Source organism: Pseudomonas sp. IT-P395 (genome assembly GCF_949767675.1).
Taxonomy (GTDB): domain Bacteria; phylum Pseudomonadota; class Gammaproteobacteria; order Pseudomonadales; family Pseudomonadaceae; genus Aquipseudomonas.
In genome coordinates this window covers 190,266-215,599 of record NZ_CATKPW010000033.1, presented here as the reverse complement: position 1 = coordinate 215,599, position 25,334 = coordinate 190,266, and the positions used below count along the sequence as shown (strand labels likewise).

The window sequence follows — 25,334 nt, the reverse complement described above, 5'->3', positions numbered from 1 at the left end:
AGAGGGAGAGGGGACTGACCGAGGTGTTCTTTCGCTATACGCCGACCTGATCCACCGAGTCGAACGCAAATGTGGAAAACACCACAAATCGGCCCCCTCTCCTTCGGGAGAGGGCTGGGGTGAGGGGCTGCGATATCAGCCAGCACAAAAAGCCCCGCCTGATCCATCGTGTCGAACACAAATTCTGAAAGCACCACAAATCGGCTCCCTCTCCCTCGGGAGAAGGCTGGGGTGAGGGGGTGCGATTTCAGCCCGCACAAAAAAGCCCCGCCTGATCCATCGTGTCGAACACAAATTCTGAAAGCACCACAAATCGGCTCCCTCTCCCTCGGGAGAGGGCTGGGGTGAGGGGGCGCGATTTCAGCCCGCACAAAAAAGCCCCGCCTGATCACTCAGGCGGGGCTTTTGCGTTACAGCAGGGCGCTTAGTTCGAGCTGACCGCCGAACGTGGCATCACTGGCTGGTTGTCGTTGGAAATGGTCACTTCCACGCGACGGTTCATTGCACGACCGGAAGCGCTGCCGTTTTCGGCAACCGGGTATTCCTTGCCGTAGCCTTGGGTGACGATACGCGCTGGATCAACGCCCATTTTCACCAGTGCGGTGCGCACGGAGTTGGCGCGACGCTCGGACAGCGACTGGTTGTGGCTGGCTGTACCGGTGCTGTCGGTGTAACCCTCGACGATCACTTTGCGATCCGGGTTTTCCTGGAGGAATTGCGCCAGTTTGTTGATGTTCACCAGGCCGCTGGATTTAAGGTCGGCACGGTCGGTGGCGAACAGCACGTCACCGAAAGTCACCAGCGTACCGCGATCGGTCTGCTTGGCGTTCAGGCTGTCCTGCAGCTGTTTGATCTGCTGATCGCGAGCATCCAGACGCGCTTGAGCACGTTGGGCAGCTGCGTTCTTCAGATTGTTTTCAGCGGTGCGCAGGGCGATGGTCTGCTTGGCCACTTCCACACGCTGGTTGGTCAGGTAAGCCAGTTGGTCAACTTTGGCCGCGTCTTGTTTGTCCAGGTAAGCCTTGTCGGCCTTGTCCAGGTAATCGCTGGCGTCTTTGGTTTCCAGCGCCGCGACTTTGCTTGCCTGCGGGTTGGCTTGCAGGCCGGCGTAGTTGGTGCGCGCGTTTTCCAGATTCGGGTTAGGCGGAGTGGAGCAGGCAGCCAGAGCAACGCTTGCGGCCAGAAGAGCGGGGATCATCAGTTGCTTACGCATAATTTTCGTCCTTTCTATCGATAAGAGATTCAGCTTTGCGGTCGGGATGCGCGCTTACTGCACGGTGCGCTGACTTTCCTGACGCAGTTCCTGAACACCTTTCTGGGAATCCTTCACAGCCTGTTCGGCTTTTGCGGCCTGAGCCTTGCGTTCGGCGACGCGAGCGTCCCACTCGGCTTGCTCGGACAGGGTGCGAGCCTCGTCATACTTCTTGTCGTGCATGGCGATTTCGGCTTGTTTCAGTTTGTCCTGCGCCTGCTTCATCTCAACCGCAGCGAACTCGGTACCGCCGGCGCTGACAGCGCTGTTCACGGCCGATTGGGTCACGGCGTATTGCTCGCTCGGTGGGTTACCGGCGCAACCGGCCAGCACGAAGCTGGTGCCGATGGCCAGAGCCGCCAGTTTCAGACCGCGCAGGTGGGTAAACGAGGTTTGGTTTTTCATGGTCTTCAACTCCATTAGGCATCTCCTGAATACATCTGAATCCATCCTGGTCGAGGAGCCGCAAGCGACGTGTGAAAGCGCGTTTTTGAAACGCTCGTTCCAGGCGTGGTTACAGGTTCCGACCGGCGGGATTTTTCAAAAGTTCAGAAAAGATGGCCTATCGCCAAAATAATTTTTGACTGAATGGACAAGGCTCTAAAGCGGGAACTTTGGCAGGATGAAGCGGTACGCGCGGGGAAAGAAAGACGTAGTGCTGGAGGAAAAATACATTCCCTGTGGGAGCTGGCAAGCCAGCTCCCACAGGGTTAACGCAATGCCGGATCAGTGTTTTTGCTTGCCTGCTGCGGCCGAGAGGTCATGCAAATGCCGGCGCGAAAGCGCCAGAAACCGCGGCGTAGGCCCGACATCCTCATACAACGGATCACCTTCCTCATCCGTCGCCACCACCGTCGAACCCTTCACATACGGCAGGCTCGCCTCAAACTCTTCAAGCGCCGCGCCGATCAGTTCGCCGAGCAATTCTTCGACATGCCGTTTGGGGTACATCTCGGTAATCGCTGCCAGACGCGCAGCGGCTTCGACGTCCAGATGAATCGAGTAGCCAGTGTCGGTCAGGCGACCCTTGGCGTTTTCTTCCCAATGCTGGGCGAGTTCACGAATTTTCATGATGACCTCATTTCGCACCTGCTCATGGCAGGTCTGGGTGAGTGTCCGCCGGGGCCGGCGGCAAGCCGTTGTACGGCTTACTGTTGAGACTAGCTTTCGCCCGCAAGGTTTAACGTCCCTTGGTCGGATGCTTGTAAGAAGCGTCGTAGAGCGGCACTCTCTAGGTCATGCACTCGTTTCTAAGCCGTCCGGATTACTGCTGGGGAATTGCTGATGACCGATATTGATGCACGCTTGCGCGAAGACGTTCACCTGCTCGGAGAGCTGTTGGGCAACACCATTCGAGACCAGTACGGCGAGGCCTTTCTCGACAAGATCGAGCAGATTCGCAAAGGCGCCAAGGCCGATCGGCGTGGCTCGATGGACGCTGAACTGAGCGCCAGCCTCAATCAATTGAGCGAAGACGAGTTGCTCCCGGTAGCCCGGGCGTTCAACCAGTTTCTCAATCTGGCGAACATCGCCGAGCAGTATCAGTTGATCCATCGGCGCGAAGAGTCGCAGCCGGCGCCGTTCGAATCCCGCGTATTGCCGGAATTGCTCGCGCGTTTGCGCAGCGAAGGCCACAGCGCCGAGTCGCTGGCCCGGCAATTGGCGCGCCTGGAAATTGAATTGGTCTTGACCGCGCACCCGACCGAAGTGGCACGCCGCACGCTGATCCAGAAGTACGACGCGATCGCCGGGCAACTCGCCGCGCAGGATCATCGCGACCTGACCACAGCCGAACGCGAACAGATTCAAAATACCCTGCAACGGCTGATCGCCGAAGCCTGGCACACCGAAGAAATCCGCCGCACACGACCGACACCGGTTGATGAAGCCAAATGGGGTTTCGCGGTGATCGAGCACTCGCTGTGGCAAGCGATCCCCAACCATATGCGCAAGGCCGACAAGGCGTTGTACGAAGCGACCGGCCTGCGTCTACCCTTGGAAGCGGCGCCGATTCGCTTCGCTTCCTGGATGGGCGGCGACCGAGACGGCAACCCCAACGTCACCGCTGCGGTGACCCGCGAAGTGTTGCTGCTGGCGCGCTGGATGGCCGCCGATTTGTACCTGCGCGATGTCGATCATCTGGCGGCCGAACTGTCGATGCAGCAGGCCAGCGATGCCCTCAAAGCCAAGGCCGGCGACAGTGCCGAACCGTATCGCGCGGTGCTCAAACAACTGCGCGAACGCCTGCGCGCCACGCGCAACTGGGCACACGCCGCGCTGACTGCGCCAACCCCGGCGCCGGCCGATGTGCTGCACAACAACCGCGATCTGCTTGATCCGCTGGAGCTGTGTTTCAACTCGCTGCACGAATGCGGTATGGGCGTGATTGCAGACGGCCCGTTGCTCGATTGCTTGCGTCGTGCGGTGACCTTCGGCTTGTTCCTCGTGCGCCTCGATGTGCGGCAGGATTCCTCGCGGCACAGTTCGGCGATGACTGAAATCACTGATTACCTCGGTCTCGGTCGCTATGAAGACTGGGACGAAGAGCAGCGCATCACCTTCCTGACCCGCGAATTGAGCAATCGTCGGCCATTGCTGCCGGCGCATTTCAAGCCTTCTGCTGATACCGCCGAAGTGCTCAACACCTGCAAGGAGATCGCCGCCGCGCCGGGTGCGTCGCTGGGTTCCTACGTGATTTCCATGGCCGGCGCCGCTTCCGATGTGCTCGCCGTGCAACTGCTGCTCAAAGAGTCCGGCGTGTTGCGGCCGATGCGCGTGGTGCCGCTGTTCGAAACCCTCGCCGACCTCGACAACGCCGGGCCGGTGATGGAGCGGCTGTTGCTGCTGCCGGGTTACCGCGCGCGGCTGCAAGGCCCGCAGGAAGTGATGATCGGTTACTCCGACTCGGCCAAGGACGCCGGCACCACGGCGGCGGCCTGGGCGCAATATCGCGCGCAGGAGCGCCTGGTGGAAATCTGCCGCGAGCAGCAAGTCGAGCTGCTGCTGTTTCACGGTCGCGGCGGCACTGTGGGCCGTGGCGGTGGCCCGGCCCACGCGGCGATTCTGTCGCAGCCACCGGGTTCGGTGGCGGGGCGGTTCCGCACCACCGAGCAGGGGGAAATGATTCGATTCAAATTCGGCCTGCCGGACATCGCCGAGCAAAACCTCAATCTGTATCTGGCGGCGGTGCTTGAAGCGACCTTGCTGCCACCGCCGCCACCGACGCCAGAGTGGCGTCATCTGATGGATGAATTGGCGGCTGACGGTGTCAGTGCTTATCGCCAGGTCGTGCGGGAAAATCCGCAGTTCGTCGAGTATTTCCGCCAGTCCACACCCGAGCAGGAACTGGGTCGTTTGCCGCTCGGCAGTCGCCCGGCCAAACGCCGGGCCGGCGGTATCGAAAGCCTGCGGGCAATCCCGTGGATCTTCGGCTGGACGCAAACGCGGTTGATGCTGCCAGCGTGGCTCGGTTGGGAATCGGCACTGAGCAAGGCGCTGGAGCGCGGCGAGGGCGAGTTGCTTGGGCAAATGCGCGAGCAGTGGCCGTTCTTCCGCACGCGCATCGACATGCTGGAGATGGTCCTGGCCAAGGCTGACGCGGATATCGCGCTGTCCTACGATGAACGTCTGGTCGAGCCGGATCTGTTGCCGTTGGGCGCGCAGTTACGCGACCTATTGTCGCAGGCGTGCGCGGTGGTGCTTGGCCTGACTGGCCAGTCGCAGCTGCTGGCACATAGCCCTGACACCCTCGAATTCATCCGGCTGCGCAACACCTACCTCGACCCGCTGCATCTATTGCAGGCCGAATTGCTGGCCCGTTCGCGACAGCAGGATGTCGAGCAGGGCAGCCCGGTGGAACAGGCGTTGCTGGTGTCTGTGGCGGGGATTGCCGCCGGTTTGCGAAATACCGGCTAACGTTTTTGTCGTGGCGCGCGGCACCGCACACAAATGCCGGGTGCCGCTTTGCCTGACGGATGAAAATGCCGCCAGGCGACAGTTATTGATGGGGTTGCGACTTGGGTTACCGCGTCGCAAGGTCGCGGGGGGCGTCGGTTTCTCCGACTTTTGGCGTCTTGTGTGGGCGCAGCCTGCTGTGTATCTTGATCAGCCTTTGGCCGTTTGTGCGGCCACGACCCGTATTTTCAGGATTCGTCCCAAGAGGCGAATCCTTTGTTTTGTAAAAGCTTTTTATAAAAAAATTGAGGAGCACATCTAATGCGCGTCATTCTGCTGGGAGCTCCCGGGGCCGGTAAAGGTACTCAGGCTAAGTTCATCACCGAAAAATTCGGCATTCCACAAATTTCCACCGGCGACATGCTGCGTGCAGCGGTCAAGGCCGGTACTCCGCTGGGCGTGCAAGCCAAGAGCATCATGGATGCCGGCGGCCTGGTGTCGGATGACCTGATCATCGCACTGGTTCAGGACCGTATCGCTCAGCCAGACTGCGCCAACGGTTTCCTGTTCGACGGCTTCCCGCGCACCATTCCGCAGGCTGAAGCCCTGGTGACTGCCGGCGTCGAGCTGGATGCCGTGGTTGAAATCGCTGTTGAAGACGAAGAAATCGTTCAACGCATCGCCGGCCGTCGTGTTCACGAAGCCAGCGGCCGCGTTTACCACATCGTCTACAACCCGCCGAAAATCGCGGGCAAAGACGACATCACCGGCGAAGAGCTGGTACAGCGCAAGGACGACACCGAAGAAACCGTGCGTCATCGCCTGTCGGTCTACCATTCGCAGACCAAGCCGCTGGTGGAGTTCTATCAGAACCTGTCCGAGAAAAACGCTGGCAAGCCGAAGTACAGCCACATCGAAGGCGTTGGTTCGGTTGATGCGATCACCACCAAGGTGCTGGCCGCGCTGAGCTGAAAAGTCTGATCGGCTGCATCATCCACGGCCCGCTTGCGGGCCGTAGTTGTTTATACTGACGCACTTTTTCCCACCCCTGTTTTGGATACATCGATGAGCACCTTGCTGGCCCTGGACACCGCGACTGAAGCTTGCTCCGTTGCCTTGCTGCATGACGGCAAGGTCACGAGTCATTACGAGGTGATCCCGCGCCTGCACGCGCAGAAACTGTTGCCGATGATCCAGCAACTGCTGGCCGATGCCGGCACCACGTTGCAGGCGGTCGATGCGATTGCTTTCGGTCGTGGCCCGGGTGCGTTTACCGGTGTGCGGATTGCCATTGGTGTGGTCCAGGGTTTGGCGTTCGCGCTGGATCGTCCGGTGTTGCCGGTGTCCAATCTGGCCGTGTTGGCGCAACGTGCGCTGCGTGAGCACGGCGTGAGCCAGGTCGCGGCGGCCATCGATGCGCGGATGGATGAAGTGTATTGGGGCTGCTACCGTGAGACGGCAGGGGAGATGCGTCTGGTCGGTGCCGAAGCTGTGTTGCCACCGGAAGTCGCCGCGCTGCCGGCCGATGCCAGTGGCGACTGGTTTGGTGCTGGCACCGGTTGGGGTTATGGCGAGCGGATCGCGGTCGATCTGACCGGCTCCGACGCCGGCATGTTGCCCCACGCCGAAGACTTGCTGACCTTGGCGCGTTTCGCCTGGGAGCGCGGCGAGTCGATCCCGGCGGATGATGCACAACCGGTTTACCTGCGCGACAAAGTCGCCACCCCCAAGGCTCGTTGAGCCTTTAAAAAGATCGCAGCCTGCGGCAGCTCCTACAAGGATCGCATTCCAAATGTAGGAGCTGCCGCAGGCTGCGATCTTTTGATCTTCTGAAGCCAATCGTCAGTTTCTAACCCCCCGCTTTAAACCTTTTGCGCTTTATGTGTTCTAGTTATCACTCGGCGGTTTGCTAAGTCGGTCAAGTGCCGCTAAATTGCCATCATCGATACCGAGCATGAAATTATGCGTATAGACGGCCTTTCCTCTCAGTCCTACCCCATCAAGCGCAAGCCTCGCAAAGGCAATGTGGCGCTGGATGAATCCGTCGACGATATCGACGGCGAGCTGGAATTCCCGACTGAAGAGCAATTGGCCGCCCGCGCTGCCAAAGCCTCGGCCCAACGCCTGAGCAATCTGCCTGCCCGTCAGCAAGACATGATCTATCACCGTGCGATGAAAAAGAGCGTAGCGATGGCCTTGGCCAGTTACCTGAGCACCGCCGGTTTTGTCGATTGGGATGCAGACGTGCTGGGCCTCGATCTGTACATCTGATGGATCTGCCTTACTACCTCGGTTGCCCGTCCTGGAGCGAAAACGCCTGGCGCGAATATCTGTACCCGGTAGATGCAAAAACCTCTGACTTCCTCGGTCTGTATTCCCAAGTGTTCAACGCCGTTGAAGGCAATACGACCTTCTATGCCAGTCCATCGCCCGCGACTGTGCAGCGTTGGGCTGAAGTTATGCCCGAGCACTTTCGCTTCACCGCCAAATTCCCCGGCGACATCAGCCACAGCGGAGACCTGCGCGAGCAACTGACCGCCGCCGAAACCTTCCTGCAATTACTCAAGCCGCTCGGTGAGCGTGTTTCGCCGCTGTGGCTGCAACTGTCGAAAAGCTTCACGCCGCATCGCCTGCCTGAACTGGCGGCGTTCATCGATGCGCTGGATTGTCCGTTGGCGGTGGAAGTACGGCATGAGCAGTTCTTCGCCAAGGGCGAGAGCGAACGTTTGCTCAATCGTCTGCTGCTGGATCGTGGTGTCGAGCGCATTTGCCTTGATCCGCGTGCGTTGTTCAGCTGCCTGTCGACCGAGTCGTCGGTGATCCACGCGCAATCGAAAAAGCCGCGAGTGCCGACGCGCCCGGCGGCGTTTACGCAGTTCCCGCAGGTGCGTTTCATTGGCCATCCGGAACTGGAAGCCAACGACTCGTTCCTGCTGCCGTGGGTGGCGAAAATCGCCGAATGGATCGAAGAGGGCCGCACGCCGTACATCTTCCTGCACACCGCCGACAACCTCCTCGCAGCGAAGCTGGCGCAACGTTTTCACGCACAACTGATGCAACGTTTGCCTGGCCTGCCGGCGCTGCCTGAGCTATACAGAGAACCCGCTGCGGAGCAACTTGGCCTGCTCTGAAGCGGATTTTTATCCTGCTCAGGAGCCTGCCGATGGATGCCCAAGCCGTTAAAGCACACGCCTTCAAAGCCCTGCATGAACGTCCGGGGATTTTCGTCATTCCCAATCCGTGGGATGCCGGTTCGGCGAAAATGCTCGCCAGCCTCGGCTATCAGGCGTTGGCAACGACCAGTGCCGGTTACGCGTTTTCCCAGGGCAAGGCCGATGGTGCGCTAGGTCTCGACGAGACCCTGGCCAATGTCCGCGCGATTGTCGCGGCCACCGATTTGCCGGTGGCAGTGGATCTGGAAAACGGTTTTTCCGATGACCCGGCCGAAGCCGCGAAAAGCCTGCTTCGCGCAGCAGAGGCGGGTGCGGTCGGTGGCTCGATCGAAGACGCCACGGGCCGCGCGGATGCGCCGATCTATTGCTTCGAACACGCTGTGGCACGTATCGAAGCGGCCGTCGCCGCTGTGCGCACGCTGCCATTCCCATTCATCCTGACGGCGCGCGCGGAAAACTACCTGCACGGCAATCCTGATATCAACGACACCATCCGCCGCTTGCAGGCCTTCGCCGAAGCGGGCGCCGACGTGTTGTACGCGCCAGGTTTGCGCAACGCCGAAGAGGTGCTGGCGGTGGTGCGCGCGGTGGCGCCGAAACCGGTCAATGTGTTGATGTCCGGCGGTTTGAAACTGACCGTGCAGGAGCTGCAAGAAATGGGTGTGCGGCGTATCAGCACCGGCTCGGCATTGGCGTTGGCGGCGTTCGGCGAGTTCTTCCGCGCCGCTGAAGAGATCCAGCAATCCGGCACGTTCGGGTTTACCGCGCAGTCGATGCCGTACGCCAAAGCCAACCAGTTTTTCAAAGGCTGAACATGGGGCGGTGGATATTCTGGCTGGTGCTGCTGATGATTGGCGGCGCTGCGGTCAGTGTCTGGCGCGGTTGGCTGGACGTACCGCCGCAATGGAATCCATGGGCGCCACTGGACGTCAAAGCCGCGCCCAATTGGCTGACCGGTTACAAGCTGATGCGCTTGCGCAGCGATCCTGAACTCTGCGCCCAGTCGTTGAGCAGCTCTGATCTGCGCGTCACGCGGCAATCCGACAGCCCCGACGCCAAGTGTCCACTGATCGGCGCCTTGCGCGTGCAGGGTGGTGAGGTGGCGCTGAGCAGCAGCTTCCTCGCCAGTTGTCCGCTGGCAGTGGCCTACGCGATGTTTGAACACCACACGCTGCAACCCGTCGCGCAATCCGTTTACGGGCAAAAGATCGCGCGTGTCGATCACCTCGGCAGCTTCGCCTGTCGCAATGTCTACAACCGCGAAAGCGGCGCGCTCAGCCGTCATGCCAGTGCTGATGCGCTGGACATCGCCGGTTTTCGTCTGGCCGATGGCCGCACGGTCAGCGTGCTCAAGGACTGGCCCAAGCAAAATCAGGACGCGCAGTTTCTGCGTCAGTTGCGCGACGGTGCCTGTGAGGCATTCAGTGTGGTGTTGAGCCCGGATTACAACGCCGCCCACCGCAATCACTTTCATGTCGATGTCGGGCGCTGGAGCGTGTGTCGCTGAGGTTTAGGCGGCGAGGCGCAGGTTCTGCAGAACGATCGGGCGGGCCCAGCCATTATCGAAGTCCAGCGCCTTCTGTTGCTCGACGATTTCTTCCGGCGGGAACGGCGGATAAGGCTTTTGCAGCAGATCCAGATCGAATTCGGCAATCGGCAGGTACAGCGGTTTCTTCTGCGGGGCCGGGCCAGGCTCTGGAACGGGCTGACCATTGTTGATCACCACCGGACGCACCCAACTGCTGTCGAAATCCTGTTGCTCTTGCTGAGCTTTCAGTTCTTCCGGCGGGAACGGCGGGAATGGTTTGTCCAGCAAGTCCATTTCGAATTCGGCGATCGGCAGGAACAGCGGCTCTGGCGGACGCACTTCGGTTTCCACCACATCGCACTCGCGCTGGCTGACGATGTGCGCGTGCAGCTCGCTGCCGATGGTCGGTTCTTCAGGGCTGCTCAGGTCAACCGGAGGGAACGTGCCACAGGCAGGCACCACTTCACTCGTCTGTTCGGCCATCGCCTGGGCAAAGAAATCCTGCCACAGGTGACTGACGCCGCTCAGTGCTTGAGTGTTGTGACGGCTAAAGTCGCCATGGGGCGAGATGTAGCCAATCGATGTGGGAAGAATGCCTGACATTTTTTTCGGTTGACGCTCAGCTCTGGCAAAATGCGCGTTGAATGAATTATCGGCGGTTTTTGCCGATCCTTGAATTTTTGAGCGTGTTTTCCATGATCGAGCAACCTGCGGCCTGCCGCATCCATGTTCAGGCCCTCGGCCCGACGTTTGAAGCGCAAGCCGGGCAGTGGGCCGAGCGCCTGGGCCTGCCGCTTGAAGTGGCGGACGGCGAGTTTGCCTTGCAGGTCGGCGAGCAGGGTTTGCAGCTGCAACAGCTCGGCCCGGATGCACCGGGGCCGGTGCGCGTCGACTTTGTTGAAGGTGGTGCGGCGCATCGGCGCTTATACGGTGGCGGCAGCGGGCAGATGATTGCCAAGGCGGTCGGCATCGCCCAAGGCGTGCGCCCGCGCGTGCTGGATGCCACGGCGGGGTTGGGCATGGATGCGTTCGTGCTGGCCAGTCTCGGTTGCGAGATGAGCCTGATCGAGCGTCAGCCGCTGATTGGCGCGTTGCTGGAAGATGGCCTGGCGCGCGCGGCGGAGGATTTCGACGTGGCGCCGATCGTGGCGCGGATGACCTTGCTCAAGGGCAACTCCATCGAAGTCATGCAGAACTGGGAAGGTGAGCCGCCGCAGGTGATTTATCTCGACCCGATGTTTCCCCACCGCGAGAAGACTGCGCTGGTGAAGAAGGAAATGCGCCTGTTCCGGCCGTTGGTGGGCGATGATCCGGATGCGCCGGCGCTGTTGCAGGCTGCGCTGGCGTTGGCGACGCACCGCGTGGTGGTCAAACGACCGCGCAAGGCACCGTGCATTGAGGGGCCGAAGCCGAGTCATGCGCTGGATGGCAAATCGAGCCGCTATGACATCTACCCGAAGAAAGCGCTCAAGGCTTGATACCGAGTCGCGCTCATCGCTGGCAAGCCAGCTCCCACAGGGTTTGGTGGTGTGTACACGATTTGTGATCACACCCAAATCCTTGTGGGAGCTGGCTTGCCACCGATGGCGTCAGTGCCGACACCGCAGAAATCAGGCTTTGTACGCCCGCATAAACAACCCCACCACTTCCTGCACATGGCTTTCCGCTGCCTCTTCAGTCAACGGCTCCCCACAGCCATACAACAGCCGAAAATTCCCCGCACCCTTGATCAGGCAAAAGAAATGCTCGGCGGCATTGCGCGGCAGATCGATGTTCAGCGCGCCTGTCTCGTGAATACGCGTCAACAACCGCTCCATGCCTTGCACCATGCGCTGAGGGCCGGCCTCGAAGAAGATCAGCGACAGCTTCGGATCCTGACTGCCCAGCGCCATGATCAAGCGGTGCAAGTTCACCGACTCATCACTGTTGATCAGGTGATGAAAGCCTCGCGCAATGTTCAGCAACACATTTTCCACGGCGATGCCTTCGGGCAATTCGAAGAACAATGGCGGCAATTGCTCCTCGCACTTGGCCACGACGGCGGCGGAGAACAGCGTCTCTTTGTCGTTGAAATGGCTGTAGACCGTCAGCTTCGACACGCCAGCCTCGCTGGCGACCGCGTCCATGCTGGTGTTGGCATAGCCATGACTCAGAAACAGAATTTTCGCCGCGTCGAGGATCGCCTGGCGCTTGGCCAGATCCTTGGGACGGCCCGGACCGTTTGGAGCTGAAAGATTGTTCGACATTCTTCGCTTTTAATACTGGACTGGTGAGTTTGCTATTAATAACATACCCGCCAGTATAATTATTCCAAGCACCATTAGCGAAAGGTCCGTCACCATGTTCCGCCATGCGTTGTCCCTCGCGTTGCCAGTGAGTCTGGCGTTCCTTTTGTCGGCGTGTGGTCAGGAAGAGGCGACGCAAGTCACCGTGCGACCGGCCATGGTGGTGCAGCCAGAGCCTTCGGCGCAGACGATGGAAAGTTATCCGGGCGAGGTTCGCGCTCGCTACGAACCCGATCTGGCGTTCCGCATTGGCGGCAAAGTCAGCCGACGACTGGTCGATGAAGGTCAGCGCGTGAAGGCTGATCAGCCACTCGCCGAACTCGATCCGCAGGACGTGCGCCTGCAGCTGGAAGCCACCCGCGCGCAAGTCGCCGCCGCTGAAGCCAATCTCAACCTGGTGCGTGCCGAGCGCGATCGCTACAAGACCCTGATGGATCGGCAGATGGTCAGCCGCTCGGCCTACGACAATGCGGAAAACCTTTACCGCTCCGGTGAAGCCCGCCTCAAACAAATCAAAGCTGAATTCAACGTTTCGACCAATCAGGCCAGTTACGCGGTGTTGCGTGCGCCGCAGGATGGTGTGGTGGCCAAGCGTTCGGTGGAAGTCGGTCAGGTGGTTGCCGCTGGGCAAACGGTGTTTACCCTCGCCACCGACGGCGAGCGCGAAGTGTTGATCAGCCTGCCCGAGCAGAGCTTCGGGCGCTTCAAGGTCGGTCAGCCAGTGACGGTCGAGCTGTGGACCCAACAGAACCAGCGTTTCGCCGGGCAGATCCGCGAACTGTCGCCCGCCGCCGATCCACGCTCACGCACCTTTGCTGCACGTATTTCCTTCACCAGCGGCAAAGTCCCGGCCGAACTGGGCCAGAGTGCCCGCGTGTTCGTGCAATCGGCCGATAGCGTTTCCCTGTCGGTGCCGCTCTCGGCGCTCACCGCCGAAAACGGCGCGACCTACGTCTGGGTCGTCAACGGCAACAACACCTTGAAGAAAACCCTGGTGCGCATCGGTCCGTTCGGCGAGAAAACGGTGCCGGTGCTCGAAGGCTTGAGCGCCAGTGACTGGGTGGTGGCTGCCGGCGTTCACGTGTTGCTCGAGGGTCAGCAGGTGCGTCCGGTGGATCGCTCCAACCGTGTGGTCAATCTGGCGGACAAGGAGTAAGTCCCAATGCGCTTCAACCTTTCCGAATGGGCGCTGCGTAATCGCCAGATCGTACTGTTCCTGATGCTTTTGCTGGCCATCGTCGGTGCGTTGTCCTACACCAAACTCGGCCAGAGCGAAGACCCGCCGTTCACTTTCAAAGCCATGGTGATTCAGACCCGTTGGCCGGGAGCGACCGCGCAGGAGGTCTCGCGGCAGGTTACCGAGCGCATCGAAAAGAAGCTGATGGAAACCGGCGAATACGAGCGCATCGTCTCGTTCTCGCGCCCCGGTGAATCCCAGGTCACCTTCATTGCTCGCGATTCGATGCATTCCAAGGAAATCCCCGACCTCTGGTATCAGGTGCGCAAGAAGGTCAGCGATATTCGTCAGACCTTGCCGCCGGATATTCAGGGGCCGTTCTTCAACGATGAATTCGGCACCACGTTCGGCAATATCTATGCGCTGACCGGCGACGGTTTCGATTACGCGGTGCTCAAGGATTACGCCGATCGCATCCAGATTCAGCTGCAACGGGTCAAGGATGTCGGCAAGGTCGACTTGCTCGGTTTGCAGGACGAGAAGATCTGGGTCGAGCTGTCCAACGTCAAACTGGCGACCCTCGGCTTGCCGCTGGCGGCGGTACAACAAGCGCTGCAAGAACAGAACGCGGTGTCGACCGCCGGTTTCTTTGAAACCGGTAGCGAGCGCTTGCAGCTGCGGGTCTCGGGAAATTTTCAGACGGTCGAGGAGATAAAAAACTTCCCGATCCGCGTCGGCGATCGTACGTTCCGCATCTCCGATGTCGCCGATGTGCGCCGCGGGTTCAACGATCCACCGGCGCCGCGCATGCGTTTCATGGGTGAAGACGCGATCGGTCTGGCGGTGGCGATGAAGGATGGCGGTGACATTCTGGTGCTCGGTAAAGCACTGGAAGGCGAGTTCTCGCGCATCCAGAAAAACCTCCCGGCCGGCATGCAATTGCGCAAGGTTTCCGATCAACCGGCGGCGGTGAAAACCGGGGTCGGCGAGTTTGTTCAGGTGCTGGTCGAGGCGCTGGCGATTGTCTTGCTGGTGAGCTTCTTCTCACTTGGCGTGCGCACTGGCATGGTTGTGGCGCTGACCATTCCACTGGTGCTGGCGATGACTTTCGCCTGCATGTATTACCTCGGCATCGGCCTGCACAAGATCTCTCTTGGCGCGTTGGTGTTGGCGCTGGGCTTGCTGGTGGACGACGCGATCATTGCCGTGGAAATGATGGCGATCAAAATGGAGCAGGGTTTCGACCGTATCCGTGCGGCGAGTTATGCCTGGACCAGCACCGCGTTTCCGATGCTTACGGGGACGTTGATCACTGCCGCCGGGTTCCTGCCGATTGCCACGGCGCAGTCCGGTACTGGCGAGTACACACGCTCGATCTTCCAGGTGGTGACCATCGCGCTGCTCGCGTCCTGGGTGGCGGCAGTGATGTTCGTGCCGTATCTGGGGGAAAAACTCCTGCCGGATCTGGCGAAAATTCATGCGGCCAAACATGGCACTGGCGATGGTCAGGCTGATCCGTATGGCACGCCGTTTTATCAGCGCGTTCGGCGTCTGGTCGAGTGGTGCGTAATGCATCGCAAGACCGTGATCGTGCTGACGGTGGGACTGTTTATCGCGTCGGTGATGTTGTTTCGTTTCGTCCCGCAGCAGTTTTTCCCGGCCTCGAATCGGCTGGAGTTGATGGTCGATCTGAAACTGGCTGAGGGTGCGTCGCTGGCCAATACCACCGGTGAAGTCAAACGCCTGGAAGCGATGCTCAAGGATCACGCCGGCATCGACAATTACGTCGCCTATGTTGGCACCGGCTCGCCGCGTTTCTATCTGCCGCTCGATCAGCAATTGCCGGCGGCGAGCTTCGCGCAGTTTGTGGTGTTGGCGAAGAACATCGAGGAGCGTGAGGCGCTGCGCAGCTGGTTGATCGAAACGCTTAACGAGCAATTTCCTGCATTGCGTTCGCGGGTCACGCGGTTGGAGAACGGTCCGCCGGTGGGTTATCCGGTGCAGTTCCGCGTGACCGGTGAACACATCGAAGAAGTTCGCGCGCTGGCGCGTAAGGTGGCAGCCAAGGTTCGCGAGAATCCGCATGTGGTCAATGTGCATCTGGATTGGGAGGAACCGAGCAAAGTCGTGTATCTGAATATCGATCAGGATCGTGCCCGGGCGCTGGGTGTAAGCACGGCGAATCTGGCGAAATTTCTGCAGAGTTCGTTGACCGGGTCGAGTGTCAGTCAGTATCGCGAAGACAATGAGTTGATCGAGATTCTGTTGCGCGGCACGGTGCATGAGCGCACTGAATTGTCGTTGCTGCCGAGTCTGGCCGTGCCGACGGATAACGGTCGCAGTGTGGCGTTGTCGCAGATTGCCACGCTGGAATACGGCTTTGAGGAGGGGATCATCTGGCATCGTAATCGTCTGCCAAACGTGACCGTGCGCGCGGATATTTATGGCAAGGAGCAGCCGGCGACGTTGGTGAAGCAGATCATGCCGACGCTGGATTCGATTCGTGCCGAGTTGCCCGATGGTTATCTGTTGGATGTCGGCGGCACGGTGGAGGATTCCGAGCGTGGGCAGAAGTCGGTGAATGCCGGGGTGCCGATGTTCATTGTCGTGGTGCTGACGTTGTTGATGGTGCAGTTGCGCAGTTTTTCGCGTACGGCGATGGTGTTTTTGACGGCGCCGTTGGGGTTGATCGGGGTGACGTTGTTTTTGATGGTGTTCCGTCAGCCGTTCGGGTTTGTGGCGATGTTGGGGACGATTGCGTTGTCCGGGATGATCATGCGCAATTCGGTGATTCTGGTGGATCAGATCGAGCAGGATATTGCCTCGGGACTTAAGCCTTGGCAGGCGATTATCGAGGCTACGGTTCGACGCTTCAGGCCGATTGTGTTGACGGCTTTGGCGGCGGTGCTGGCGATGATTCCGTTGTCGCGGAGTGTGTTTTTTGGGCCGATGGCGGTGGCGATCATGGGTGGGTTGATTGTTGCGACTGCGCTGACGCTGTTGTTTTTGCCGGCGTTGTATGCGGCTTGGTTCAGGGTTCGCAAAGACTCCGTTTGATTTGTGGGTTGCGTGGCGGCCTTCGGGCCGACCATGTTCTTGGGGTTTTGGGTGTATATCCGTTTTTGTGGGTGCTGCCGCTGGCGGTTTCGCCCTTACGGCGAGTCACCTTTTCCAAACGCCGAAAAGGTAACCCAAAAGGCTTTGCCCTGACGTTCGGCCCGCTCGCTGGGGCTCGGGGTTCCTTCGCTCCGGGATCGATCCGGGGGCATCGCCTACGGTTTGCTTCGCTGCACCTCCTCTCGATGTGTTCGACTTCGTCGAACGGTCGCTGCGCTCCCACCCCCGGATCAATCCCTCCACTCAGCCTGCCGACGGGCCTTCAGATCAAGATCAAAAGCTGCAGCCGAGCTAACGCTCATCCTGTTGAGTGGTGAGGAGCAGAAGCGGTCTGCACTTGCTCTTCTGTGGGAGTGAGCCTGCTCGCGAAGGCGGCCTGACAGCCGACCTGTTTTTTGCAGATGTACGCAATCCAACTGTAGGAGTGAGCCTGCTCGCGATGAGGTCCTGACAGCCGCCCAATCTCTACCTGCATACACCCAAGCCAATTGTGGGAGCTGGCTTGCCAGCGATGGCGGGCTGACTGCCGACCAGTTTCTAGCTGATTACCCGTAGTCCGCTCTACCTCAGCCACTTCCTACATCTTTTTCAGAAACCTCCGATATTGAGCCTTGGTGCCTCGGATGCTGTACTCCAGCCTCTGCTTCCAGCGTTCCTGAGTTTGTCTTGATGAAAAAGCCGCCAGCATTGAAAGGCAGAACCGACCCCGTTTTCGACTTGTTGGTGCGCCCGCCCCACAAGCATCGTCTGGAGGATTATCTTGCGCTGCTCAAGCCGCTCGATGATCAAGGTCGTTATCTGCCATTTGAAGCGTTGCGTTATCGCTGGGCGGCGGGGCTGGATGCCAGACTGTGCTGGGCTTTGGTCAAGAAGGCGCGGGCGGCCCAGCACATTAACCTTCTGCCACTGGGCGAGCCTGTGCAGTGGGGGAAGTATCTGTTGACGCCGCTGGCGCAGAAGACCATCTCCATCGTCGATCGACAGGCCAGTACGGCTGCGCTGGAGTACATGACCAGCCAGATTGGCGAACGGGCGCATTTCAGTTATCTGCTCAATGATCTTATCGAAGATGAAGCGATTGCCAGTAGCCAGTTGGAAGGCGCTGCGACGACTACGCGTGTGGCCAAGGACATGCTCAAGCAGCAGCGCCAGCCCCGCACTCCGGATGAACGCATGGTGATGGGTAATTACCGGATGATGAATTTTGCCTGGGAGAGACGTTACGAACCCATGAGCGTGGATTTGATCGCGGCGATTCATCGGGTGGGGGTCGAGGGTATCGATGACGAGCAGTATTCCCCTGGGGTGTTCAGGACCAATGACGAGGTGGTTGTCCAGGACGGGGCGGGCAATACGGTACACCGGCCGCCACCTGCAGCAGGATTGGTGTCGCGGCTTGAGCGACTGTCGCACTGGATCAACCTGCCCGAAGGCTCACCGCAAGAGACGAGCTACCTGCATCCACTGATCAAGGCGATCACACTGCATTTTGCCTTGGGCTACGAACATCCCTTTCGCGACGGCAACGGGCGGGTCGCCAGGGCGTTGTTTTACTGGTTCATGTTCAAGAACGAATTTGCGGCGTTTCGCTACATTGCGATCAGTTTGTTACTGCGTAATGCTCCGGTGAAATATGGACGTTCATACCTGCATACCGAGGCGGATGAGCTGGATCTGACTTATTTCATCGAGTTCCAGTGTTCGGTGATCCAGCGTGCGGTGCTCGGGTTTTCCGATGTTTACCGCAAGAGCGTGGCCTACACCGAAGAGTTCGAGCGCTGGCTGACGAATTCTGGCTACTTCGATCAGATGACGGAAATACAGCGCGCGGTGTATCAGGCGGCAAAAAGCGGGGAGGCGAAGGAGTTCACGGCAGGCAATTTGGCGGAAAATTTTGGTTGCTCGTATAACGAGGCGACTTCGGTTCTGGAGGGGCTGGACCAATTGCAGCTTTTGGAGAGAAGGAAGATGGGGCGGGAGTGGGTGTTCTTTTTACGTAGTCCTTTACGTGGAGGGAAGCACGGGAGCGAATTGATTCGCCCCCGTGTCGTGGCTGTTTAGAGTGTGCCGAACACCTTCTTCGCCAGACTGGTCGCCGCAGCGGCCGGGTTCTGGCGGATGGTTTCTTCCTGTTTGCCGATCATCTCGAACAGGCCATTCAGCGCTTGTTCGGTGACGTAGTTTTCAACGTTGGCGCTCTTCGCATCGACAACGCCAAACGCAGCAGCCTGACCAGCGAACGAGTTGTACTTCTGCGCTACGCCAACCTTGTCGGTCGCCTGTTTGACGATCGGCAGGAACTTGGCGCGGATCTGTTCGCGGCTGGATTTGTCGAGGTATTGCGTGGCCGAATCCTTGCCGCCGCTGAGGATGCCTTTGGCGTCTGCCACGCTCATTTTCTTCACGGCGTCGACGAGGATTGGCTGGGCCTGAGTCACAGCGGATTCGGCAGCCTTGTTCATCGCGGTTTCCAGTTCTTCAACCTGGGCGCCCATGCCGAAGGCTTTCATCTTGCTCGCGGCTTTGCCGAGTTTGCCCGGCAGTTCGATCTTCACGTCGGGGTTGTTGCTGAAACCGCCAGGTGTGCCCAGTTGTTTGACGGCGATTTGTGCGCCTTGGGTCAGAGCATCCTTGAGACCGCCGGTGGCGTCTTTTTGCGACAGGTCACTGAGCGACAGCGCCAGCGCGCTGGCGGAGATCATCAGGCCTGCGCACAGGCCGGCGAAGCGAAGGGTAGGGCGGAGCATGGCGGCTTCCTTGTTGCGGAAAAGGGCTGCGGAAAATGAATTAACGAACGGCGTCGACGCGGATTTTCAGCGGCTGCGGGTCGTTACCGTCGAGTTGCACGGCATGGTTTTCGGTGGTGATGAACATCAGCTCACCATTGACTTCGATGCGCGCGCTGACCGAATAGCGATGGCCGGGTTTGACCTGCGCCGGGTCGTAGCTCAGGTGGAAAGGCAGCGGCACCTGGCCTTTGACCTGGCCTTTTTGCTCGTCCAATACGACGGCTGGCGCGTCGGCCAATGAAACGTCTTGCAGGCTGACGCTAAGGGTCGCGCTCGGTGGCAGAGCGATGCGCTGCAGGTAGAACACTTCACCGTCGAGGCCGACTTTGCCAGCGGGGGTGGTCGATTGGCAGGCGCTCAGCAGTGTGGCAGCGGCGAGCAGGGTGAGTTTTTGCATCGGAAGTTCTCCTTTTCATTGTGGGAGCGAGCTTGCTCGCGAAGGCGGTTTAGCATTCAACATTTCAGTTGTCTGACACGCCGTCTTCGCGAGCAAGTCGAATCGTCGCACCGTCACTCCCACCAGGTTTACATCAGGTCTCGGGTTGGGCGACGACCTGATCTGCAGCGTCTTCACTGCGATGCAGCGCGACTTGACGGATCGACAAACGAATCTCCGCCGGCAACACGCGTTTGGCCGCACCTTCGGCGAGTTCGCCGAGCAGTTCGTGGTAACTCAGTTTGCCGGCCTCGTCGCGACGCAGTACGTCGAGGTCGAGCAGGGTCTGGATGAAGTGGCGGAACAGGCTCTTGTCGAAGAACTCCGGGGCGTTGAGGCCGTGGAGGATCGACAGGCGCTGGGCCATGACCGTGCAGAGGTCTTCCAGCTCTTCGGCGCTGATGCTGTTCTGGCCGCTGTTGAGCAGCAACGACACGGTCATGTAGAAGCGCTGCAAGGTCTGGGCGATGCTCTTCGACAGCAGCGTCAGCAGGACGAAATGTCGCGAACTTGGCGCCGGGCGCAGGTACACATCTTTCTCGAAACGCAGCAGGCCTTGCTCGACGAACGCTTCCAGCCACTGATCGACCACACCGTCCAGTTCGTCCAGCGTCCAGCGAATGAACAGTTCCGATTGCAGGTACGGATACAGCGCGCGGGTGTAGCGCAGGATCTGCTCGCGGCTCATGCGCGAGGTGCTCTGGAAGAAGCTCGCCAGCAGCGCCGGCAGCGCGAAGATGTGCAGCACGTTGTTGCGGTAGTAGGTCATCAGGACGGCGTTCTGCTCGTCCAGATAGAGAATCTTGCCCAGCGCATCGTTCTGCTCGGCGAGCAGGTCCATGTCCTTCACATGCTCGATCAGCGCCCGGCCATCACCTTCCGGCAAGGTGGTGTGCGGCGAGTATGGGACTTTGCGCAGCAGCGCCAGATACAGATCCAGCACTCGCGCCATGGCGCGATCATCCAGCGCCAGACGTGTAGTCGACAGCAGCGCCAGCGCCACCAGATTGACCGGGTTGATCGCGGCGGCTTCGTTGAGATGCTGCGCGACTTTCTCGCCAAGGCGATTGGTGGTTTCGTTGAGCCACGCCGGCTTGTACTGCGGGCCGAGTTCCTGCTGGCGCCAGTCCGGTTGCTCGGCGTCGAGGAATTCTGCGAGTTTGATCGGCTCACCGAAGTTCACCGCGACCTGACCGAAACGCTGCTTGAGCGCGCCGATGACTTTGAAAATGTCGAAGATCGATTCTTTTTTCTTGCTCGCGCCGCGCAGTTCGCCCAGATAGGTACGCCCCTCAAGCACGCGCTCATAACCGATGTACACCGGCACAAACACGATCGGCATCCGCGACGAACGCAGGAAGCTGCGCATCGTAATCGCGAGCATCCCGGTCTTCGGTTGCAACATGCGCCCGGTGCGCGAGCGGCCGCCCTCGACGAAGTACTCGACCGGGAAGCCTTTGGTGAACAGCGTGTGCAGGTATTCGTTGAACACCGAGGTGTACAGCGGATTGCCCTTGAACGTGCGACGCATGAAGAATGCACCGCCACGGCGCAGCAGGCTGCCGATCACCGGCATGTTCAGGTTGATCCCGGCGGCAATGTGCGGCGGGGTCAGGCCGTTGCGGAACAGCAGATACGACAGCAGCAAATAGTCGATGTGGCTGCGGTGGCAGGGCACATAGATCACTTCGTGACCCTGAGCGACTTTCTGCACGCCTTCGATGTGGTTGACCTTGATGCCGTCGTAGATCTTGTTCCAGAACCAGCTCAGCACCACTTCGAGGAAACGGATCGCGGTGTAGGTGTAGTCCGAGGCGATCTCGTTGCCGTAGCGCAAGGCCTGGGCCTTGGCTTTCTCCGGGGAGATGTTTTCGCGCTCGGCTTCGTCGAGGATCGCTTGCTTGACCAACGGCTGGTTGAGCAGACCTTTGACCAGGTTGCGGCGGTGGGAAATGTCCGGGCCGATGACCGCTGCTTTCAGATTGCGGAAGTGTACGCGCAGGATTCGCTGGGCCATGCGCACGGTGCGTTCGTGGCCCTTGTTGTGCTCGATCAATTCGCGCAGATGGATCGGCGCGGAGAACTGCACGCGTGTCTTGCGGCCGAGGACGATGATGCTCAGCAGCCGACGCAGGCGCCCAGTAACGGCCCAGCTATCAGCAAACAGCAGTTTCCACGGACTGTTTTCGCTGTCCGGCGACTGACCCCAGAACACGCTGACCGGAATGATCTGCGCGTCTTCGGCAGCATTCTGGGTGAGGGCGCTGACCAGACGCGTCAGGGTCGGCGGCGCACCGCGTTTGTCCTGGCGACCAAGCCAGTCTGGGTCCGGCGTCAGGTAGAAAAACGCCGCCGGTTCGATCAGCGAACCCACCGACACCGGCAGTACCGGACGCGGCAGGCCGGCCTTGGTGCACTCGGTGTCGAGCACGGCCAGATCGGTCAGCGAAGGGTTTTGCAGGACGTAGAACACCGGACGACTGCGGTCGAGGTTGAGGGTGAACGACGACTGGTTGATCGTCTCCGAGCGAACCCAGAGGTACAACAGTCGGCGCAAGGTGCCAAACACAAGACGGCGGAACGGGGAACGGGTCATACGGCTTCTGCATGAGTTGATAAACCGAGCGGTTGCTCGGGAGGTCGACAGTTTGCCGTATTCACCGAAAATCGGCAAAAAAGCGGCGAAGTAATCTCCTGTTGAGAGTTTTCGCGCCTGTCATATACTCGGCGGTCTGTCGCCGGGGCCCTCTTATGGACGTCGGTCGCAGGCTGACGTTCCGCAAAGGCTTTCCTGCGAAAAGCCTGTTCAATAATAAGAAAGGAGTATGAACAGATGGCAACCCGTGAAACCGGCAACGTGAAGTGGTTCAACGACGCCAAAGGCTACGGCTTTATCCAGCGCGAAGACGGGGTGGACGTGTTCGTGCACTACCGCGCGATTCGCGGCGAAGGGCATCGGTCGCTGACTGAAGGCCAGCAGGTCGAATACGCGGTGATTACTGGCGAGAAGGGTTTGCAGGCTGAGGATGTTGTAGGCCTGTAATGATCGTTCCCACGCTCTGCGTGGGAACGCCTCAACGGACGCTCCGCGTCCGCATTGGGACGCAGAGCGTCCCTGGCTGCATTCCCACGCGGAGCGTGGGAACGATCAGTATCAGGCAGTTTTCCAGGTGATTTCTTCTTCACCATCGGCGCTGATGCGCATCCAGCGATCCGCCGTTTCCTCGCCTTCTTCTTCAACCCACGTGCCCGGTGCGCAACGCACTTCCACGTTCAGCGCAGCGAATGCGGCGCGGGCGCAGGCGATGTCGTCGTCCCATGGCGTCTGGTCGCTTTCCAGGTACAGGCTGTTCCACTTGCCCACCGCTTTCGGTAGCCAGGTCACCGGCACGTTGCCGGCCTTGCATTTGTAGGTCTGGCCTTTCTGTACCCAGTCACTGCACGGGCCCAACGCGGCGCCCAGCCAGGCGGAAATGGCCTTGTGGTCGACGTCGGCGTCTTTCAGGTAAATCTCGATATCCGGTTGGCGCATGGATGTCCTCACTGCGGGTCTGAAAAATCCATTCGCGGATTTAGCCGGCCCCGGGCACTCGCCCGAGACCAAAAGTTATTGAAGAACGAAATAATCGTAGCGCATCGACACGGTGGTCTCGAACGGCTCGGCCTGTTCGATCACCGCCGCGCGACGCTCGGCACTGGCGCGCCAGCCGTGGGGTGTCATCGCCAACAGGTTGGCGCGATCCTCGGGCTTGTCCAGCGTCAGTTTGAATTCCAGTGTTTCACTGTGCGCCAGCGCCATTCCTTCCGGCACCAGGGCCAGGTGCTTGTCGTCGGTGTATTCGCGCACTTCGTCGTACAGGCGTTCGCGCAATTCCATCAGGTGGCCGCTGGTCGGGCCGACTTTCATCAGGCCGCCGCCGACGCTGAGCAGACGCTTGGCTTCTTCCCAGTCCAACGGACTGAAAACACTGGCGAGAAACTGGCAACTGCCCGACGCCAACGGCACGCGGGCCATGCTGGCGATCAACCAGCTAATCGCCGGATTACGTTTGCAGGCGCGTTTGACCGCTTCACGGGAAATATCCAGCGCGTAGCCATCCGCGTTCGGCAAGGCCTCGGCGATCTGCGCGGTGTAATAACCCTCGCCACAACCGATGTCGACCCAGCGATCTGGCGCATAACTCGCTGCCAGTTCGGCCAGACGCTTGGCCACCGGCGCGTAATGCCCGGCGTTCAGGAAGTCACGGCGCGCTTCGACCATGGCCTGGTTGTCGCCAGGATCGCGGCTGTTTTTGTGCTGCACCGGTAGCAGGTTCAGGTAACCCTGCCGCGCGCGGTCGAAGCGGTGGCCGGCGGGGCAGACCACGCCGTTATCCACCGCATTCAGCGGTTCACTGCAGATGGGGCAAGCGAGCATCAGGCGAGCAACTTGATCAGGGTCTGGTAGTAAATCTCGGTCAGTACGTCGAGATCGGCTGCCAGCACGCGTTCGTTGACCTGATGGATAGTCGCGTTGACCGGGCCCAGTTCAACCACTTGCGTGCCCATGGTCGCGATAAAGCGGCCATCGGAGGTGCCGCCGCTGGTCGACGCCTTGGTCTCGCGACCGGTGATGTCCTTGATGCTCGCCGACACCGCGTCGAGCAGCGCGCCCGGTTCGGTGAGGAACGGCAGGCCGGACAGCGCCCAGTCGATGTGCCAGTCCAGATCGTGCTTGTCGAGAATGTCGGCCACACGCTTCTGCAGGCCTTCGACGGTCGACTCGGTGGAGAAACGGAAGTTGAACACCGCCACCAGGTCGCCCGGAATCACGTTGGTCGCGCCGGTGCCGGAGTTGACGTTGGAGATCTGGAAACTGGTCGGCGGGAAGAAATCGTTGCCGTGATCCCAGTGCTCGGCGGCCAGTTCGGCCAGCGCCGGAGCAGCGAGGTGGATCGGATTCTTCGCCAGGTGCGGATAGGCGACGTGGCCCTGAATGCCTTTGACCGTGAGCTTGGCGCCCAGCGAGCCGCGACGGCCGTTTTTCACCACGTCACCAACCAAAGTGGTGCTCGACGGTTCGCCGACGATGCACCAGTCCAGACGCTCGTTACGCGCGGCCAAGCGCTCGACCACTGCTTTAGTGCCGTGGTGTGCCGGGCCTTCTTCGTCGCTGGTGATCAGGAACGCGACCTTGCCCTTGTGGTTCGGGTGGTCAGCGACAAAGCGCTCTGCGGCGACGGTCATCGACGCCAGGCTGCCTTTCATGTCAGCCGCACCACGGCCGCAGAGCATGCCGTGTTCATCGATCACTGCGTTGAACGGGTCAATCTGCCACGCCGTCACCGGGCCGGTCGGCACCACGTCAGTGTGGCCGGCGAAGCACAGCACCGGACCGTCATTGTTGCCGTGGGTCGCCCAGAAGTTATCCACATCTTCGATGCGCATCGGCTCAAGGCTGAAACCGGCATCGCCCAGGCGCTGCATCATCTGCTTCTGGCAATCGGCGTCGACCGGCGTCACGGACGGACGGCGGATCAGGTCGATGGCGAGTTGGAGGGTCGGCGAAAGGTCGGCGTGGGCCGTCATGGAAAACTCCGAAGATCATGAATGTGGGCGCGGACTAACTGTAGGAGTGAGCCTGCTCGCGATAGCGGTGTGTCAGTCAACGTAACTTTTGATTGTTACACCGCTATCGCGAGCA

The 25,334-nt window shown here is 60.1% G+C and carries 23 protein-coding genes; 12 read left to right on the top strand and 11 right to left on the bottom strand.

Annotated elements, in window-relative coordinates:
- Nucleotides 1-424: 424 nt before the first annotated feature.
- The 3 genes from ACM6IN_RS19710 to ACM6IN_RS19700 all read right to left on the bottom strand — a co-directional run bounded on the left by ACM6IN_RS19710 (nt 425) and on the right by ACM6IN_RS19700 (nt 2,323).
- On the bottom strand, nt 425-1,213 hold the full coding sequence (locus ACM6IN_RS19710; RefSeq protein WP_007908901.1) for an OmpA family protein: 789 nt from the start codon (nt 1,211-1,213) through the stop codon (nt 425-427).
- A gap of 54 nt (nt 1,214-1,267) precedes the next feature.
- Nucleotides 1,268-1,672 (bottom strand): DUF4398 domain-containing protein, encoded by a 405-nt coding sequence (locus tag ACM6IN_RS19705; RefSeq protein ID WP_007908899.1) that lies wholly within the window; start codon nt 1,670-1,672, stop codon nt 1,268-1,270.
- Between the two features lie 306 nt (nt 1,673-1,978).
- On the bottom strand, nt 1,979-2,323 hold the full coding sequence (locus ACM6IN_RS19700; protein WP_095112540.1) for a pilin assembly protein: 345 nt from the start codon (nt 2,321-2,323) through the stop codon (nt 1,979-1,981).
- Between the two features lie 213 nt (nt 2,324-2,536).
- On the opposite strand from ACM6IN_RS19700, the gene ppc reads away from it, so the two are divergent.
- From ppc to ACM6IN_RS19665, 7 genes are all read left to right on the top strand, one after another.
- Nucleotides 2,537-5,167, top strand: a complete 2,631-nt coding sequence (gene ppc, locus ACM6IN_RS19695; RefSeq protein WP_414916565.1) for a phosphoenolpyruvate carboxylase — start codon at nt 2,537-2,539, stop codon at nt 5,165-5,167.
- A gap of 300 nt (nt 5,168-5,467) precedes the next feature.
- Nucleotides 5,468-6,118: an adenylate kinase gene (adk, locus tag ACM6IN_RS19690; protein ID WP_007908894.1), complete on the top strand. Its 651-nt coding sequence runs from the start codon at nt 5,468-5,470 to the stop codon at nt 6,116-6,118.
- 93 nt (nt 6,119-6,211) lie between these two features.
- On the top strand, nt 6,212-6,886 hold the full coding sequence (gene tsaB / locus ACM6IN_RS19685; RefSeq protein WP_095112537.1) for a tRNA (adenosine(37)-N6)-threonylcarbamoyltransferase complex dimerization subunit type 1 TsaB: 675 nt from the start codon (nt 6,212-6,214) through the stop codon (nt 6,884-6,886).
- A gap of 222 nt (nt 6,887-7,108) precedes the next feature.
- On the top strand, nt 7,109-7,417 hold the full coding sequence (locus tag ACM6IN_RS19680) for a hypothetical protein (protein ID WP_007908889.1): 309 nt from the start codon (nt 7,109-7,111) through the stop codon (nt 7,415-7,417).
- Nucleotides 7,417-8,277, top strand: coding sequence for a DUF72 domain-containing protein (locus tag ACM6IN_RS19675; protein ID WP_007908887.1), 861 nt, complete (start codon nt 7,417-7,419; stop codon nt 8,275-8,277). The genes ACM6IN_RS19680 and ACM6IN_RS19675 overlap by 1 nt, the downstream gene beginning before the upstream one ends.
- Nucleotides 8,278-8,309: 32 nt before the next feature.
- Nucleotides 8,310-9,131 carry an isocitrate lyase/PEP mutase family protein gene (locus tag ACM6IN_RS19670; RefSeq protein ID WP_414916564.1) on the top strand — a complete coding sequence of 274 codons (822 nt, stop codon included), beginning with the start codon at nt 8,310-8,312 and terminating at the stop codon, nt 9,129-9,131.
- Nucleotides 9,132-9,133: 2 nt separating this feature from the next.
- The gene (locus ACM6IN_RS19665) at nt 9,134-9,826 is read left to right on the top strand and encodes an extensin family protein (protein WP_414916563.1); all 693 of its coding nucleotides are present in this window, start codon (nt 9,134-9,136) and stop codon (nt 9,824-9,826) included.
- A gap of 3 nt (nt 9,827-9,829) precedes the next feature.
- On the opposite strand, the gene ACM6IN_RS19660 is transcribed toward ACM6IN_RS19665, so the two are convergent.
- Nucleotides 9,830-10,450 (bottom strand): hypothetical protein, encoded by a 621-nt coding sequence (locus ACM6IN_RS19660; protein ID WP_007908883.1) that lies wholly within the window; start codon nt 10,448-10,450, stop codon nt 9,830-9,832.
- A 92-nt stretch (nt 10,451-10,542) separates the two neighbouring features.
- On the opposite strand from ACM6IN_RS19660, the gene ACM6IN_RS19655 reads away from it, so the two are divergent.
- Entirely contained in the window at nt 10,543-11,325 is a 783-nt protein-coding gene (locus ACM6IN_RS19655) for a class I SAM-dependent methyltransferase (protein WP_414916562.1), read from the top strand.
- 132 nt (nt 11,326-11,457) lie between these two features.
- Here ACM6IN_RS19655 and ACM6IN_RS19650 read toward each other — a convergent pair whose 3' ends face one another.
- A complete protein-coding gene (locus tag ACM6IN_RS19650) occupies nt 11,458-12,093 on the bottom strand; it encodes a TetR/AcrR family transcriptional regulator (protein WP_414916561.1) in 636 nt (211 codons plus the stop codon).
- A gap of 94 nt (nt 12,094-12,187) precedes the next feature.
- Here ACM6IN_RS19650 and ACM6IN_RS19645 point away from each other — a divergent pair, with 94 nt between their 5' ends.
- The 3 genes from ACM6IN_RS19645 (at nt 12,188) to ACM6IN_RS19635 (ending at nt 18,487) form a co-directional block, all read left to right on the top strand.
- Nucleotides 12,188-13,288: an efflux RND transporter periplasmic adaptor subunit gene (locus tag ACM6IN_RS19645; protein WP_414916560.1), complete on the top strand. Its 1,101-nt coding sequence runs from the start codon at nt 12,188-12,190 to the stop codon at nt 13,286-13,288.
- 6 nt (nt 13,289-13,294) lie between these two features.
- Complete coding sequence (locus ACM6IN_RS19640; protein ID WP_414916559.1) at nt 13,295-16,366, top strand: efflux RND transporter permease subunit; 3,072 nt, start codon at nt 13,295-13,297, stop codon at nt 16,364-16,366.
- Nucleotides 16,367-17,095: 729 nt separating this feature from the next.
- Nucleotides 17,096-18,487, top strand: a complete 1,392-nt coding sequence (locus ACM6IN_RS19635) for a Fic family protein (protein WP_414916558.1) — start codon at nt 17,096-17,098, stop codon at nt 18,485-18,487.
- Here the strand turns inward: ACM6IN_RS19635 and ACM6IN_RS19630 are convergent.
- The 3 genes from ACM6IN_RS19630 to plsB all read right to left on the bottom strand — a co-directional run bounded on the left by ACM6IN_RS19630 (nt 18,484) and on the right by plsB (nt 22,247).
- Nucleotides 18,484-19,173: a DUF4197 domain-containing protein gene (locus ACM6IN_RS19630; protein WP_007908873.1), complete on the bottom strand. Its 690-nt coding sequence runs from the start codon at nt 19,171-19,173 to the stop codon at nt 18,484-18,486. The two genes, ACM6IN_RS19635 and ACM6IN_RS19630, sit on opposite strands and share 4 nt — an antisense overlap.
- 40 nt (nt 19,174-19,213) lie before the next feature.
- Nucleotides 19,214-19,612: a YbaY family lipoprotein gene (locus tag ACM6IN_RS19625; protein WP_095112527.1), complete on the bottom strand. Its 399-nt coding sequence runs from the start codon at nt 19,610-19,612 to the stop codon at nt 19,214-19,216.
- Nucleotides 19,613-19,745: 133 nt separating this feature from the next.
- Nucleotides 19,746-22,247, bottom strand: coding sequence for a glycerol-3-phosphate 1-O-acyltransferase PlsB (plsB, locus tag ACM6IN_RS19620; protein WP_007908871.1), 2,502 nt, complete (start codon nt 22,245-22,247; stop codon nt 19,746-19,748).
- A gap of 237 nt (nt 22,248-22,484) precedes the next feature.
- Here plsB and ACM6IN_RS19615 point away from each other — a divergent pair, with 237 nt between their 5' ends.
- Nucleotides 22,485-22,694 carry a cold-shock protein gene (locus tag ACM6IN_RS19615; RefSeq protein ID WP_007908870.1) on the top strand — a complete coding sequence of 70 codons (210 nt, stop codon included), beginning with the start codon at nt 22,485-22,487 and terminating at the stop codon, nt 22,692-22,694.
- 111 nt (nt 22,695-22,805) lie between these two features.
- On the opposite strand, the gene ACM6IN_RS19610 is transcribed toward ACM6IN_RS19615, so the two are convergent.
- The 3 genes from ACM6IN_RS19610 to dapE all read right to left on the bottom strand — a co-directional run bounded on the left by ACM6IN_RS19610 (nt 22,806) and on the right by dapE (nt 25,219).
- A complete protein-coding gene (locus tag ACM6IN_RS19610) occupies nt 22,806-23,183 on the bottom strand; it encodes a hypothetical protein (RefSeq protein ID WP_007908869.1) in 378 nt (125 codons plus the stop codon).
- A 75-nt stretch (nt 23,184-23,258) separates the two neighbouring features.
- The gene (locus ACM6IN_RS19605; protein ID WP_095119303.1) at nt 23,259-24,068 is read right to left on the bottom strand and encodes a putative RNA methyltransferase; all 810 of its coding nucleotides are present in this window, start codon (nt 24,066-24,068) and stop codon (nt 23,259-23,261) included.
- Entirely contained in the window at nt 24,068-25,219 is a 1,152-nt protein-coding gene (gene dapE / locus ACM6IN_RS19600; protein WP_414916557.1) for a succinyl-diaminopimelate desuccinylase, read from the bottom strand. Before dapE ends, ACM6IN_RS19605 begins: the two co-directional genes overlap by 1 nt.
- Nucleotides 25,220-25,334: the final 115 nt, after the last annotated feature.